Below are 14,558 nucleotides of genomic sequence, written 5' to 3' on the forward strand. Positions count from 1 at the left end.
TTAGCTACCCCTGCTGACGCTCCTGGGTTACCTTACGTAGACGACGTTGTCGCGGCGCGGCTTTGCCTCGGGAAGCGCGTCTTCGGCATAGCCCAGAATGCAGTGACCGATGCCGCGTAGGCTACCGTCGGCGGGCAGGCCCCAGCTTGCCAGTAGCTTCAGGCCCTCGGGCGAATCGAAAACCTCGTGGGCGCGATGAATCCAGCACGAATCGACACCCAGTGCATAGGCGGCGTTGAGCAAGTTGCCCATGGCGAGCGAGCCGTCTTCCAGATGTGTGGGCACGCTGCGGTCGACGAGCACTACCACAACGGTCTTGGCGCCGTAGAAGGGATCTCCCTCGCTACCCATAACTTGGGCGTTGAGCTGCGAGAGGCGCTCGACGGTTGCGGGGTCGGTGACGGCGACGAACGTGACCGGCTGGCGTCCCATGCCGCTCGGCGCGTACTGACCGGCTTCGATAATGCGTGCGAGCTTCTCGGCCTCGACAGGGCGATCGCTGTATTTGCGGCAGCTGCGGCGGTGGATTAGCGCTTCAATAGTCTCCATGGTGTCTCCTTGCGGTGGCGTTGCAGATGCCACGTTCATACCCGTCGGGCTCAAACGATAGACGGTCAATTGCCCGGCCAAAAGGATAGATTCCAATTGGGAAAGTAGGTTTGCATAAAAGTACCTTCATAATGTGACAAACCAATGGGATGGTTAAACGTTTTATCCCGTCTACCCTGCGGTTTTTTACCACTTGCCTAAATGACGAACGCATAACCTCTGATAAAGGTTTTACTAAAGGAGCACCAACGTTTATCAACGCGCCGTGGTGGCGCCGGGCCAGGAGGTAACTATCATGTTCCAGGCTGGAGATGTCGTCGAGACCGATTTCGAAGGATTTCTGAAGCTGCTGCGTTCCAAGACGCGCGCTTTCGTGTCGATCAACGATCACGAGTACTACATCACGCACACCGATGGCTATTGGCGTGTTCAGGATTGCGAGGCCCTCAACGACAAGGGCCACTTTACTGACTGCTCCGAGCTCGTCAATACGGTCTGCGAGGTCGTCGAGCTGCCGTGGATTGCCGGCAAGAGCCTGCATGATAGCTTCTCGGGCGCTACGGTCTATGAGGCCGTCGCCGCTTAACAGGCAATAAAACCCGAATTTCACGTGACCGCTGGCGCTGCCCCCGCGCCGGCGGTCTTTTTCTGCCGATAGGCCATAAAAGTGCAAACATTTGCGGAACGCCTGTTGACGATAGTCAAAACTCGGACTAATCTAAAGACATAAATTGGTCAAAAATCGGACAATCGAATGGTGGGATAGATGAATAGTGCGGTTACGCTGGTCGACTTCGACCGGTTGCTCAATGGACTCGACCATATCTATTCGGAGTTCTCGCGCGCCTGCGGTCTTTCGGACTGCGCTTACTGGATGCTCGTCGATACCAGCACGGCGGGCGGTAGCATCGCTGTGAGTCGTCTGACAAGCGAATGGTTCTACAGCAAGCAGACTATCAACTCGGCAATTAAAACCTTGACGGCGCGGGGCTTTGCAACGTTGGAGTTTGCCGAAGGCAGCCGTAAGAACAAGGTTGTGCGTTTGACCGAAGCGGGCATGCGGTTTGCCGAGCAATATGCGCTGCCGGCGCAAGAAGCCGAGCAACAGGCTTTCGAAGTGCTCGAGCCCTGGGAACAGCGCGAAATCATGCGCCTGATCGGAAAATTTTCCCATGCGCTCGGCGATGAGTGCGATGCCTTTAAGCAGCATATCGCTGCCGAGAGCCAGGCCGAGAATCAAGGTGAGGGGGAGTCGTGCGACTCTTAATGAGGTTTATGAAGCCGTATCGCAGGCTTGTCGCGGTGACGTTGTTGGTGCTGCTAATCGACAACGTCGGTACGCTGTTGGTTCCCACGATGCTGGCGAACATGGTCAACACCGGCATCACCACGGGCGATGTCGACTACATCCTGCGCAACGGCCTCTACATGCTTATCGCGACCGGCATGGCCAGCGGCGGCGCGGTGTTGGGCTGCTATCTTTCGGCGCGCTTGGCCGCCAACGTGGCCTGCGATATCCGCAATGCCGTCTACGACAAGTCGCTCGAGCTGTCTGCCAGTGACTTTGAGCGCTTTGGCACGGGCTCGATGATCACGCGCTCGCTCAACGACATCAACGTGATTCAACAGGCGATTCTGCAGACGATCCAGCTGGTGCTGCCGGTGCCGTTCCTGGCGGTGGCAGGCATCATCTTCGCCTGGCTCATCGATTCGGCCATGGGCATGCTTCTGGGCGTCGTGGTTGCGATCGTGCTGGTTGCGGCGGTCTTTACGGTTGCCAACGCGGCTCCGATCTTTATGCGCTTGCAGAGTTTTATCGACCGTATGAACGTGGTGCTGCGCGAAAACATCGTGGGTGTGCGCGTCATCCGTGCGTTTAACAAGGAGCGCCATGAGGAGCAGCGCCTGGACGAGGTGTTTAGCGATTACGCGGACAATGCCATTAAGGTCAACCACCTGTTTGTGGGGCTCGACAGCTCCAGCTTCTTTTTGATGAACATCGCCGAGGTGGCGGTGCTGTGGGTGGGCGGCAACCGCGTGGGCGCCCATGCGATGCAAATCGGCAGCATCTCGGCCGTGCTGGAGTACGCGATCCTGATTCTGTTCTTTGTGATGATGGCGCAGATGGTGGTGCTGACGCTTCCGCGCGCCGCGGCGTGCCTCAACCGTGCGCAGCAGGTGTTGGAGATTGAGCCGAGTATCGTGGATGGCGAGCGTACGCTGGGTGACGGGGCGCCTGCCTCCGAGGACGATGCGGATGCAGTCGCCGTGTTCGATCACATGTCGTTTCGCTTTGACGACACCGACGAGGACACTCTGTGCAATTTGAACTTTACTTGTCGACGCGGTCAGACGACCGCGATTGTGGGCTCGACGGGCTCGGGCAAGTCGACGGTGGCCAAGCTCCTACTGCGCTTCCACGATGCCACCAAGGGCGTCATTCGCCTGGACGGCGTCGATCTGCGCGAGCTTTCGCAAAGTGAGATTCGCGGGCGCATTGCCTATGTGCCGCAGAAGGCATGGCTGTTCTCGGGTACCGTGGCAAGCAATCTGCGCTTTGGCAACGAAGACGCGACTGAGGCCGACATGCTTCATGCGCTCCAGGTTGCCCAGAGCACCTTTGTGCTCGATCAGCCGCAGGGGCTCGATGCCCCGGTGGCGCAGGGCGGCACGAACTTTTCGGGCGGCCAGCGCCAACGTCTGGCCATCGCCCGTGCGCTCATGAAGCATGCCGATCTATATATCTTCGACGACAGTTTTTCGGCCCTGGACTTTAAGACTGATGCCGCCCTGCGCCATGCGTTGCAAGACGAGACGCGCGACGCTGCGGTGCTCATCATCGCGCAGCGCATCTCGACGATCTTGCATGCCAACCAGATCGTGGTGCTCAAGGACGGCGAGGTCGTGGGCCTAGGCACGCACGACGAGCTCATGGAAACCTGCGAGGTGTACCGCGCTATCGCGGAATCGCAGATGAAGGGAGGTGAGTAGCATGACCGAGGAGCTCAAGAAGCAGGGCGGCGTTGATGACGCCGCTGCCGCGGGACTGGTTGAGGAAACGGCTGCCGCGGTACCCGAGCTGGACGATGCCGCCAAGGCGGCGGCCGAGCGCGAGGCTCGTCGCCAAGCGCTGTACGAGGAAAACGAACGAGCCGAGGATGAGCGTGCCCGCGCCGAGGCAGAGCGCATGCGCGACGTGGATGACGAAGACGAGGACGAGACGCCTCGGGATACCTGGGCGACGGTGCGCCGTTTGTGGAACGAGGCTACCGGCGACCATTGGCGCTTCTATATCGTGTTCGTGAGCATCGTGTTCTACGTCATCTTTAACACCGCCGCGCCGGCATATAGCGCTCATGTTATCGACGAGCTGTGGGGCCATATACAGGTGGCGTTTGCCAACGACACCACCTTCAACATCACCTGGGAGAGCTGCGGCAGAACCATCTTCATCTACTTTTTAATCTGGACGGCCGCCGGATCGTTCTATGCACTGCAGAGTTTTTTGATGTCGAGTGTTGCTGAGCGCCTCAACCTGCGCCTGCGCAACCGCATCGCGCAAAAGCTCAGCCGTCTGCCGCTCGCTTACTTTGATGCGCATCGCCCCGGTGAGGTAGTCAGCCGCGCGACCAACGACCTGGACAAGATGTCCGAGAGCATGCAGCGCGGATTGCTGCAGCTGCTCGTGTCGATCGGTACGGTTGTGGGCGCTGTGAGCATGATGTTTGTGTTCAGCGTCGAGCTCACGCTCGTCTTTTTGGGCTTTACGGCGGTGTCGCTGCTGGTGACCAAGGTGGTTTCGCGCCGCACGCATGACGTGACGGGCGAGCGCCAGGAGTGGGTGTCCAAGATTACGAGTGCGGTCGAGGAGGGCTATTCGGGCCGCCTGGTGATTCGCGCGTTCAACCGCGAGCGCCAGAGCTCTGCCGAGGTGCATGAGGCTTCGAACGAGTTGGCGCGCATGAGCGCCAAGGCCGACTTTATGATTAACGCCGTCGGCCCCGCGGTGCGCTTTATCGGCCGTTTGGCGCAGATCGTGATCGCGCTCGTGGGCTGCAGCATGCTGGTTGCCGGTCATATGACTGTCGGCGTGTTCCAGGCGTTCTTCCAGTTTATCTACGAGGCGTCCGAGCCCATGACGCAACTCTCGTTTACCTTCAACTCGCTGCAGAGCGCGCTGGCGAGCGCGGAGCGCGTGTTCGACCTGCTCGATGAGCCCGAGATGGAGGCCGATCCGCAGCCAGGCGAGGCCGCCAAGCTGCCGGGTCGCGTGGAAGGCCGCGTCGCCTTTGAGCATGTGCGCTTTGGCTATGCGCCCGATAAGCCGCTCATGCGCGATGTGTCGTTTACCGCTGAGCCGGGCCAGAAGATTGCCGTGGTGGGAACCACGGGCGCGGGCAAGACCACGCTCATCAACCTGCTCATGCGCTTCTACGAGATCGACGGTGGCCGCATTACGCTCGACGGCGTGGACACGAGCCGTATGGACCGCGGCGAGCTGCGCCAGCAGTTTGGCATGGTGCTGCAGGACGCCTGGCTATTTGATGGCACGATTGCGCAGAACATCGCCTACGGCTGTCCCGAGGCGACGCGCGACGAGATCGTGGCGGCTGCGCGCGCCGCGCAGGTCGACTTCTTTGTGCGTACCATGCCGCAGGGTTATGACACGCGGGTGGTCAACGATGCCGAGAGCATTAGTCAGGGCCAGCGCCAGCTGCTGACCATTGCACGCGTGCTGCTCAACAACCCGGCGATTCTCATCCTGGACGAGGCGACCTCAAGCGTGGACACGCGCACCGAGCTTGCCATCGGCCGCGCCATGGATGCGCTCATGCGCGGGCGCACCAGTTTTGTAATCGCGCATCGCCTGTCGACGATCGTGGATGCCGACCTGATTCTGGTCATGGACCATGGCAACATTATCGAGCAGGGCACGCATAAGGAACTGCTGGCTGCCGAGGGTGCCTATGCCGACCTCTATCTGAGTCAGTTCGCATAATGTGACAAAGGGACAGTCCCCTTGTCACATCGAAAAGAAGGCGCGCCGGGGGATTGATTCCCTGGCGCGCCTTCTTGCGTTGATGCGGGTCTGTACCGTTCGCAGCCCTAGCGTTCGTCCACGAGCTTGGCGACGAGGGCCTTGAGCTCCGCTACCTCTCGCTCGAGCTCCTTGACGCGGCGAGCATTCTCGGTGATGCCCTGGCGGTTGAGGGCACTCTGCTCGGCGGCATCGTCGGGCATGTACTCGCGATGCTGTTTGGCGTCGAAGCTTTCCTCGAACACACGGCAGCCGTTGCGCTTGATGATGCGCCCGGGCACGCCCACGACGGTGCAGTTGTCGGGGACGTCCTTAACGACGACCGAGTTGCCGCCGATCTTGACGTTGTTGCCGATGCGGATGTTGCCGAGCACCTTGGCGCCCGTGCCCACGGTGACGTTGTTGCCGAGCGTTGGGTGGCGTTTGCCGGTCTCGTTGCCAGTACCGCCGAGCGTGACGCCCTGATAGAGTACGCAGTTGTCGCCCACAATGGTGGTCTCGCCGATGACGACGCCCATGGCATGGTCGATAAAGAAGTGCTTGCCAATCTGCGCGGCAGGGTGAATTTCGACGCCGGTGATATGGCGAGTGAGCTGCGAGAGCACACGGGCGAGCGAGCGATACCCATGTTCCCACAGCCAGTGCTCGGGCACGTGGTTCCACTTGGCGTGAAGACCGGGGTACGAAAGAAAAATGACCAGACCGTTTTGCGCGGCGGGGTCCTGCGCCTGGACGGTCTTGATGTCCTCGCGAATGGTATTGATAAAGCTCACTGGCCGCCCTCCCTTAGCGCCATGGCAATGCGATTCAATAAAGTATAGCGATTCGCTAGGGATTAGGAAGAGCAATCTTTCACGGCTTAGCGTGACAGGTGTCAGTTATGCATACTTGCTGGTAATGGAGTCATGCTTTTGTGGGGTTGCGCACGAGGAGGCGCCGCAACCGTATACTGGTCAACTTGGACGTATCCGCGCCCACAACTGAGAGGTTTTACTTCATGGGTTTCATTAATTTTATCGCCGAGTTGCTCAAAGACCCGCGCACCGCGATCGCCAGTTGGATCGCCGCCGGCCCGCTTATGGCCTACGGCTGCGTGTTCCTGATTATCTTTGTCGAGACGGGCGTGGTGTTCTTCCCGTTCCTTCCCGGCGACTCGCTGCTGTTCGCCTCGGGCTTCTTTGCCCACAACGGCGGCTTTAACATCGTGGCCCTGCTGGCCGTCGCATGGACGGCTGCTATCTTGGGCGATCAGTGCAACTTTATGATCGGTCATTTCTTTGGCCAAAAGATTATCGCCTCGGGCAAGGTCAAGGCCATGACGCCTGAGCGTATCAAAAAGTCCGAGGACTTCCTGGACAAGTGGGGCCACCTGGCCATCTTCCTGGGTCGCTTCTTCCCGTTTATCCGCACCTTTGTGCCCTTCATCGCCGGTATGGGCGGCATGCACTGGCGCAACTTTGTCATCTTTAACGTGCTGGGCGGCATTACCTGGTCGACGGTCTTTACGCTGCTGGGTTACTTCTTTGGCGGCATTCCCTTTGTGCAGGAGCACTTTGAGCTGCTAATCGTTGGTATCGTTGCCGTGTCGATCATCCCGACTGTGGTCGGTCTGGTTAAGGCTAAGCTGGGCAAAAAGAACGCGTAGGCGTCTAAAACCGATTGGTGCAAAAAGACCCGCCACTTTGGATGGCGGGTCTTTTTTGTTGTGGGAACGATGTGTGGCGTTGAGTGCGAGGCTATTGGACCTCACTCAGCTTCTGTAGAACGCGCCCCTGGACCTCGAGATAGTAAGCCTGATCCTCGGCGGACAGCGAGCTTTCATCGACGCTGTCAAATTTCTGCGACCAATCGCTGTATTGCTGCATCATCGATCCGTAGTCGGCAAGCATCGATGCGGTGTCGTCTGAATTCTCGTACTTTTTCATGAACTCGACGTAGCTATTCATAAACTGTTCGTAGCCGTCCATCATGGCGTGGAAGTCAGAAGAGGATGCGGCCGGTGCGGTTTCGATCTGCAAATCAGCGGCTGCCGCATCGGTATCGTCGGCCGCGTCTGCCTGCTCGCTGCTGTCCTGCGGCTTCTCGAGCTCGATGTCGAGGGACTTTGAGCTGCTGTAGTAGGACAAGGTCAGTTTTGCTCCGCTGGGTGCCGTTGCCTCAAAATCATCGGTGCCTTCGCCCGAGAAATCGGTATAGCTAGCTTCTTTGCAAGCGTTGATGTAGCTATCGTAGTCCGCTTGTGAGACTTCTTTCAGCGTTGCCGAGAAAGAGTCGGAGCTGTTCTCGTATATCTCGCCCTTGTTTGTATTGGGCTTGGGCAGTTCGGTCGCGAGACCGCTGCTGGGCCAGGTGAACGTGTCGGCGGTCTTTGATGGGCCCGAAGAGCCGCAGCCGCTCACGCATGAGCTGATACGTGCCAAGATAATCAGGATAACAAGCACTGCCAGAACGATCGGCCATTTCTTCTTGCCTTTGGGCGGCTTGCCATCGGGTGTCGACACCGTTTGGGGGACGCCATTATCCCCGCTGCCTGAAGCTTCCCAATCCATAGTTGTTCCTTCCCTTGATATGGATGACACTGCTTCGAATTGTGGCTGTGGGCTGCGGGGGTTTCATCAGCTGCCAACTGAATCTGGTGAGAAATTCAGTTGGCAGCTGATGAAATTATTTGCCTGGTGTTTAGGATGGGAGGAAAACGTTGGACGGGGGATGACGGCGTGGACGAGTACAATCTGGCACCCGGCGAACTCATCATCATGCAGACCTCGAATGTGCGCTTGGGCGTTGGCTCTGGTAGCGAGGCTCTCGATGAGATCGTGCTTACAAATATGAATCTAATCTTGGTCGCAACGGTCTCCGAGGGGCTGTTTAAAACTCGACGCTATCTCAAGCGCTGCCCGCTCGATTCGATTCTGTGCTCGGCGGATGTCCCCCAGACTATCGCAGCGCGTGTGAATAGTACGCCGGTGCTGCGAGTCGCATTTTCGGAGGAGACCGTTACGGTGAGCTTTACCGAAGGCGGCAAGCGCCTTGCCGACCGTTGGGCCGAAAGTGTGCGCCGCGCGGCGGCGGGCAACATCGATGCCATCGATACTTCGGAGCTTCCCTCAGGTACAGCGGCAGAGATTGCCGATTTTGTAGACGGTGCCGTGGGCGTTGTCGGGGCAGTTGGCGACTCCATTGGCAGTGCCTTGGGTGCTTCTCTGAAGGTGCAAAAGCCTCATGCCGAGAAGATGGCCGCAAAGGCGACGGCAAAGTGTCCCGGATGCCATGCGCCCGTCGCGGGACGCAAAGGCCAGGGCATCGTTTGCTCGTACTGCGATACCAAGTTTGTGCTGTAGGGTGAGGTGGCTGTGGGTATTGTGAATGTTGCCATCGACTCGCTCGGTGGCGTACTCGCCGATCAATGGAAAGATATTGTCACGGCTGGTCATTTTGACGAGCATGTCGTGGTTGCTCCCGGGGTGCGTAAGGTTGGGCAAAACGGGCGCGGCGGAAACTACGGATCGAGTGACGTTCTGTCCAACGGCTCGCTCATTTTTGTTCCCGAGAACACCGCGGCGTTTATTTTTAGTCAGGCGGGCATCGAGCAAGTTATAACGGAACCGGGCGGTTTTGAGTATCGCGACGGCGAAGCGTCGCTTTTTGATGACCACGATCGTGAAGAGCAGGGCGTCCTCAAAATGGTTCTCGGACAGGCGGCGCGTCGTGTCGGCTATGCGGGCATGTCGCCGTCGCAGAAGCGTGTGGCGTTTGTCAATCTGCGCGAAATCCGCGGTATCAGGTTCGGCACGCGTGGACCGCTTGCGTATAACGACTTGTTTTACGGCGCAGATCTTGAGGTCTTCGCGTATGGTCAGCTGTCACTGCAGGTAGTGGATGCCGAGCGTTTTATCAGGAATTTTCTTCCTGCGAACGTCTATAGCTATTCGTTTGACGACCCGCGCGCACGGAGCATGCTGATTGCAGAGTTTCTGGCTTCGTTCATCGTGGCCACGAATGCCTTGTCGTCCGAGGTCCGAATTTCGCAGCTGCCGTCACACGTCAACGAAATTCGCCATATGATCCTGGATGAGGGTAATAACGCGGGGTCATGGCAAGATCGCTTTGGCATCAAACTTGTGCAAGTCGCCATCGAAAACATTGAATTCTCCGATGACTCGCGCGAGCTTATCAAGAGCTATGCGAAAAAGAAGCTGGATGTTAACGCTTACGAGGGGGTTTCTAAGCAGGCAGCCGATGTGGCGGCTCAGCAGATGATTGCCGAGGGCGTACGCGAGAACGGGTTTGGCGCTGCGGGCGGCATGGTGCTCGGCATGGGGCTGGCGGGAATGCTCAACCCCCGTAACGCTTCTGTAGAAGGCGTCGCGGGCGCGGTCTGTACGCCGGATACGATGGAGCCCAAGGGGGCGCCAGGGGACAGTGCCGAGTCCGCACGGACGCTTGAGGATCAAATAGAGGCCGTAAAGAAATTCAAAGAGCTTCTCGATGCCGGGATTTTGACGCAAGAGGAGTTTGATGCCAAGAAGCGTGAGATTCTAGGGCTGTAGAAGTACGGAAGGGCCGGCGCGATGCCGGTCCTTCTTTGTGCTGCGGAATTATTCGCGGCACCCCGGACCTTACCACTGGGCTGCGTAAATATCACAGCTTGCGTGCGTGGGCGGATTGTTGACGTCGATCGAAACAGGGACCGTCGAGCCGACGGAGGGGCAGCCGCAAAAATTGTTATAGCCGGCAACGATATTGCCTTGTTTATTGCGCAGGATAGCCGATAGGAACACTTGGGTCTTATCAAAGCCGCTCGGGGCGCTTTGGAGTTTGAGTTTTGCCAAGAATGATTGCATGCCGTCTGCCCCAGCGGATTCGGTGCTATCTAAAATTTCGTACACCGGTGCTTCGGTGGCGGTGGCAAGTGCAACGCCGCTGGGTGTGACTGCCTCGAACTCAACGCGCGCGGGAGCGGTGCCATTTCCCGTCTGATCGCCAAAGTAGACAGTCTGGCCGGGCTCGATGGCGCTGTAGGTTTTCTCATCCGTAAAGATCAGGTTGTCATTCGCGTCGTATCCGTAGACCTTAATGGTGGGAAATGCGATGGCGGCGGGGCCGTCGGAGTTTTTAAGGCCGATGCCAAAGTGGACGTATCCGTGCCCGTCAACCGACCAACCTGATTCCGCGATCGAGAGCTCGGCGGACAAGTGGTTGGCATCGCTTGCCGAATTTGCTTTTTTGGATGTCGAAACGCCGTCAGACTGGCCGGCTTGCGATGAGGACGTGGGCCCGTTGTTGCTTTCTCGGCCGGCGTAGAACGTCGAGATGGCAATCGCGCCGACTGCCATCAGCCCGGCAAGCATTGCGGTGACGAGTGCCAGTTTTAGCAACAAGCCGCCAAAGGTCCGCGTCCTGCTTTTGTCTGGGTTGCGCTTAGACGCATGCGTGCCCGCCGCTATTTGGGCGTGGTCGGTTTGCCCATCTGTGCCAGAAGATGCCCTATCGTTTCCCGGTCGAGACGAGCCGGAGAGCGCCCCTGCCATCTCTGCCGCAGACTGGAATCGCGCGCTTGGCTCAAACGAGCAGGCGCGCGTGATGGCATGGACGAGCGTCGCGGGTGCATTATCAAGATGCTTCTTAAGAATCTGCTCGTAAGCCTCGTCATCAGGACGGATGCCCGTAAGCGCAAAGCCAAGAACGCGTCCGATGGAGTAGACATCGCTTCGCGCGTCGGTCTGGGCAAAACCGTATTGCTCGGGTGAGGCGAACCCCCAGGTTCCAAGGGAAGTCGTGTCCTTGCTTGCCCCTTCGACGCGCATGCGGGCAATACCGAGGTCGATGAGGTGTGCGCCGTTCGCGGCAACCACGATATTGTTGGGGGAAATGTCACGGTGGACGATACCGTGTCTGTGGAGCTCCTCGGCCGCCTCACAAAGCTCGATGGCAAGCGATGTTGCCTCTTCCGGCGTCAACGGCCCATCGGTTTCGATAACTTTGGAAAGCGGCCGACCCGGCACAAAGTCGTAGACGACAACAAAGTGCTCGGGTAGTTCGTAGGTCGCCTCGACGCGGGGAAGACGGGGCGAACTGCATTCTGTGAGTGCCGACCATACATTGCGGCGGGCAAGCTTCTGTCGAATCTTCTTTCGCACGAAGGGACCGGCTCCGTCAATCGTGACGAGTTCGGTAATGCCGTCTTCGCCGCGCGCGAGCACCTGCTCGACGCGATAGGTGTCGTCAAGACTCATGGCATGCATGAGCTGGTTGTCGTTCAAGCCGTCCTCCCTTCATGGTAGCTGGGCAAATGCCCCAAGAATGATATGACAACGATTGTTCTGTTTGTTCAGTTGGCAACTGAATCGCGTATGGAGAGGATAGCGTTACGGGGCTCGCACAGACGTGGGCGTTTATTTGAGTGGGTTGGTTCCCAGAAGCGTTTTTTCGCCCAAGCGGTAAAGCTCGTCATCGGTGCAAGCGCGACTCATGCCGCGTTCGATGCACCAGATGACGATGGCGTCGCGGCGATCCTTGCACCAAAGCTCGGCGACGCTGTCGAGTCTCAGAAGGCGCTGCGTCTCTCGAAGCGTGCAGCCGATGCCGAGTGCCAACATGATGGCGTGGTCGCGGCCGGGGCGGCTTTTGCCGGCAAAGATGTCGTACACAACGGTCGGGTTAAGGCCCGAGTTGCGCGCGACGTCCGAGCGCTTGATGCGGCGCTCGTCGATGAGGCAGCGCAAGTACGAGGGAAGCGTTTGGTCGACGGTTTCGCCTTCGTCAAGATAGGCGTCGATGCTCGAACTGGCCAACAGCCGCTTGAGCAGGTCTTCCGTCAAGTGTTCGCGTTTGTTTTGAGTTGCCAAGGGGGCTCCAATCATCGTCTCGACTTTAGAGTATATCGATAGGGCGGTCGCGGGGCGCATGGGGCGAGTGGACGCCGCGGCTTGGAGGATGCCTATTTACCCTGGTGAATCCCGAAGCAAATGAAAATACTTTAGTTAGTTAAAGAAAAACGTTTTATCCAACGCATGCGGGGAGTACAATCTCGTGCATGCGAATCGACGTGCCATCGGCTTTGATGCTGTTCGCGTGTCCCGTCCGGCTCTACGCTCCGGGCGTGCGACGTTGCGACGCGGTCGGCCTCGGTCCTTGCGTGCGGGTTCGCGAGTATGCAACTGTGTATGTAAGGAGCGACATATGGCTGTCGAGAAGAAGGATATCGATTGGGGTAGCCTTGGCTTTGGCTACATGAAGACCGATTACAGCTACGAGGCTCATTGGAAGGATGGCGAGTGGGACGAGGGTGGCCTGACCACCGATCACACCCTGCATGTCTCCGAGTGCGGCGGCATCTTCCATTACTGCCAGGAGGTCTTTGAGGGCCTGAAGGCCTATACCGCCGAGGACGGCAGCATCGTCTGCTTCCGTCCCGACATGAACGCCGAGCGTATGTATAACTCTGCCCAGCGCCTCGAGATGCCCCCGTTCCCCAAGGACAAGTTTGTTGAGGCAGTCAAGCAGGTCGTTTCTGCCAACGCCGCCTGGGTTCCGCCTTTCGGCTCCGGTGCAACCCTGTACGTGCGTCCGTTTATGATCGGCTCCGGTGACGTGATCGGCGTGGCTCCCGCTCCTGAGTACACGTTCCGTATTCTCGTGACCCCGGTCGGTCCGTACTTTAAGGGTGGCCTTAAGCCCGTCAAGCTGCGCGTTTCCGAGTACGACCGCGCCGCACCGCACGGCACCGGCAACATCAAGGCCGGCCTTAACTATGCCATGTCCCTCAAGCCCACGATGGAGGCCCATCGCGGGGGCTATGCCGAGAACCTGTATCTCGACTCCGAGTCCCGCACCTATGTCGAGGAGACCGGCGGCGCGAACGTCCTGTTCGTGAAGGAGGACGGCACCCTCGTCGTTCCGCAGTCGCACACCGACTCCATCCTGCCCTCCATCACCCGTCGCTCGCTCGTTCAGGTTGCCGAGGATCTGGGCATGACCGTCGACCAGCGTCCCGTCGAGTGGGCCGAGGTCAAGGCCGGCACCTTCGTTGAGTGCGGTCTGTGCGGCACCGCTGCCGTCATCTCTCCGGTCGGCGAGATCGACAACAAGGTTTACGGTGCCGACGAGACCGTGACCTTCCCGGCTGGCTACACCGAGATCGGCCCTGTGATGAAGAAGCTCCGCGAGACCCTGACGGGCATCCAGTCTGGTGCTGTTGAGGATAAGCACGACTGGGTTTACACCGTCGCGTAATTATCCTTTCCTGTTCGGGCGGAGAGCAAGTTCCCTCCCGGCGCGTCCTCGGACATGCAAGAAGCCCTCGCTGCGCACTTCGTGCGGCGAGGGCTTCTTTCGTCCTGCGGAGTGCGCCGGAAAGGAAGGTCGCCCTCGGGCCTGCGTGAGCCCGGCACCTACGCGACGGGTAATGATGGGTCTGAATGAAAGATGGTGCGCGGCCTTTTTGGCCGCGCGTTTTGTATATGTGGACCGTGCGCTCTGTTTACTCTGCTGCTAAGGCTTTGCCGTAGTTGCGGCCGAAGATGAGGCCGGCTAGGAGTAGGGAGACTCCCAGGCCCGTGTGGAAAACGGCGATGAAGCGGTCGGGGGCGATGCCGCTCGAGCTCAGGGTGATGCCGCTGTCCATTATGAGTTCACTATAAGGCACTGGGTTTACCGCCGCTGCGTAAGCGCGCGACCCCGCGACCATGGCTCGTGCGGTAAATACAGTGCCATTTTGCGCATTACTACGTCTGATAAAATTGAGCCCACATACTGTATTGCATCATGCAAGCAAGGAGGAACCGTGCGCTACGCAGACCTCATCGACGGGAACGTCACGGAAAGCGAGCTTAAGGCCTATTTGGTCGAGGGCGAAAACGTGGCGGTTACGGTTCGCATACCCAAGAACATGCGCGACGTGGCCAAACAGGCCGCCGAGCTTACGGGCGTGAGCTTCACCAAACTCATGTCCGGCGAGATCGAGGTCTAG

15 protein-coding genes are annotated in these 14,558 nt (G+C 58.7%); 9 read left to right on the forward strand and 6 right to left on the reverse strand.

Annotated elements, in window-relative coordinates; genetic code table 11:
* Positions 1-27: 27 nt before the first annotated feature.
* Positions 28-549 (reverse strand): nitroreductase, encoded by a 522-nt coding sequence (locus tag DW732_RS07505; RefSeq protein WP_118099198.1) that lies wholly within the window; start codon positions 547-549, stop codon positions 28-30.
* 295 nt (positions 550-844) lie between these two features.
* Here DW732_RS07505 and DW732_RS07510 point away from each other — a divergent pair, with 295 nt between their 5' ends.
* From DW732_RS07510 to DW732_RS07525, 4 genes are all read left to right on the forward strand, one after another.
* Entirely contained in the window at positions 845-1,135 is a 291-nt protein-coding gene (locus tag DW732_RS07510) for a hypothetical protein (RefSeq protein WP_006235631.1), read from the forward strand.
* Between the two features lie 180 nt (positions 1,136-1,315).
* Positions 1,316-1,816, forward strand: coding sequence for a MarR family winged helix-turn-helix transcriptional regulator (locus tag DW732_RS07515; RefSeq protein ID WP_118099199.1), 501 nt, complete (start codon positions 1,316-1,318; stop codon positions 1,814-1,816).
* Positions 1,816-3,540, forward strand: coding sequence for an ABC transporter ATP-binding protein (locus tag DW732_RS07520; RefSeq protein WP_118099200.1), 1,725 nt, complete (start codon positions 1,816-1,818; stop codon positions 3,538-3,540). Before DW732_RS07515 ends, DW732_RS07520 begins: the two co-directional genes overlap by 1 nt.
* A gap of 1 nt (position 3,541) precedes the next feature.
* A complete protein-coding gene (locus DW732_RS07525; RefSeq protein WP_118099201.1) occupies positions 3,542-5,548 on the forward strand; it encodes an ABC transporter ATP-binding protein in 2,007 nt (668 codons plus the stop codon).
* A gap of 107 nt (positions 5,549-5,655) precedes the next feature.
* Here the strand turns inward: DW732_RS07525 and cysE are convergent, their stop codons facing one another.
* The gene (gene cysE / locus DW732_RS07530) at positions 5,656-6,360 is read right to left on the reverse strand and encodes a serine O-acetyltransferase (protein WP_118099202.1); all 705 of its coding nucleotides are present in this window, start codon (positions 6,358-6,360) and stop codon (positions 5,656-5,658) included.
* A 224-nt stretch (positions 6,361-6,584) separates the two neighbouring features.
* Here cysE and DW732_RS07535 point away from each other — a divergent pair, with 224 nt between their 5' ends.
* The gene (locus tag DW732_RS07535; RefSeq protein ID WP_118099203.1) at positions 6,585-7,232 is read left to right on the forward strand and encodes a DedA family protein; all 648 of its coding nucleotides are present in this window, start codon (positions 6,585-6,587) and stop codon (positions 7,230-7,232) included.
* A gap of 91 nt (positions 7,233-7,323) precedes the next feature.
* On the opposite strand, the gene DW732_RS07540 is transcribed toward DW732_RS07535, so the two are convergent.
* A complete protein-coding gene (locus tag DW732_RS07540) occupies positions 7,324-8,136 on the reverse strand; it encodes a DUF6591 domain-containing protein (protein ID WP_118099204.1) in 813 nt (270 codons plus the stop codon).
* 168 nt (positions 8,137-8,304) lie between these two features.
* On the opposite strand from DW732_RS07540, the gene DW732_RS07545 reads away from it, so the two are divergent.
* Both DW732_RS07545 and DW732_RS07550 read left to right on the forward strand, forming a co-directional pair.
* Complete coding sequence (locus DW732_RS07545) at positions 8,305-8,928, forward strand: hypothetical protein (protein ID WP_118099205.1); 624 nt, start codon at positions 8,305-8,307, stop codon at positions 8,926-8,928.
* Between the two features lie 12 nt (positions 8,929-8,940).
* Entirely contained in the window at positions 8,941-10,137 is a 1,197-nt protein-coding gene (locus tag DW732_RS07550; protein ID WP_118099206.1) for an SPFH domain-containing protein, read from the forward strand.
* A gap of 69 nt (positions 10,138-10,206) precedes the next feature.
* Here the strand turns inward: DW732_RS07550 and DW732_RS07555 are convergent, their stop codons facing one another.
* Together DW732_RS07555 and DW732_RS07560 are read right to left on the reverse strand one after the other, a co-directional pair.
* Entirely contained in the window at positions 10,207-11,850 is a 1,644-nt protein-coding gene (locus DW732_RS07555) for a serine/threonine-protein kinase (protein ID WP_118099207.1), read from the reverse strand.
* A gap of 132 nt (positions 11,851-11,982) precedes the next feature.
* Positions 11,983-12,435 (reverse strand): helix-turn-helix domain-containing protein, encoded by a 453-nt coding sequence (locus DW732_RS07560; RefSeq protein WP_138340479.1) that lies wholly within the window; start codon positions 12,433-12,435, stop codon positions 11,983-11,985.
* 334 nt (positions 12,436-12,769) lie between these two features.
* On the opposite strand from DW732_RS07560, the gene DW732_RS07565 reads away from it, so the two are divergent.
* Complete coding sequence (locus tag DW732_RS07565) at positions 12,770-13,822, forward strand: branched-chain amino acid aminotransferase (RefSeq protein ID WP_117734869.1); 1,053 nt, start codon at positions 12,770-12,772, stop codon at positions 13,820-13,822.
* Positions 13,823-14,069: 247 nt separating this feature from the next.
* Here DW732_RS07565 and DW732_RS09890 read toward each other — a convergent pair whose 3' ends face one another.
* A complete protein-coding gene (locus tag DW732_RS09890; RefSeq protein WP_158567381.1) occupies positions 14,070-14,213 on the reverse strand; it encodes a hypothetical protein in 144 nt (47 codons plus the stop codon).
* Between the two features lie 159 nt (positions 14,214-14,372).
* Between DW732_RS09890 and DW732_RS07575 the strand changes: the two genes are divergently transcribed.
* The gene (locus DW732_RS07575) at positions 14,373-14,558 is read left to right on the forward strand and encodes a hypothetical protein (RefSeq protein WP_118099210.1); all 186 of its coding nucleotides are present in this window, start codon (positions 14,373-14,375) and stop codon (positions 14,556-14,558) included.

The sequence above is a fragment of the Collinsella sp. AM28-11LB genome (assembly GCF_003469895.1).
GTDB lineage: Bacteria > Actinomycetota > Coriobacteriia > Coriobacteriales > Coriobacteriaceae > Collinsella.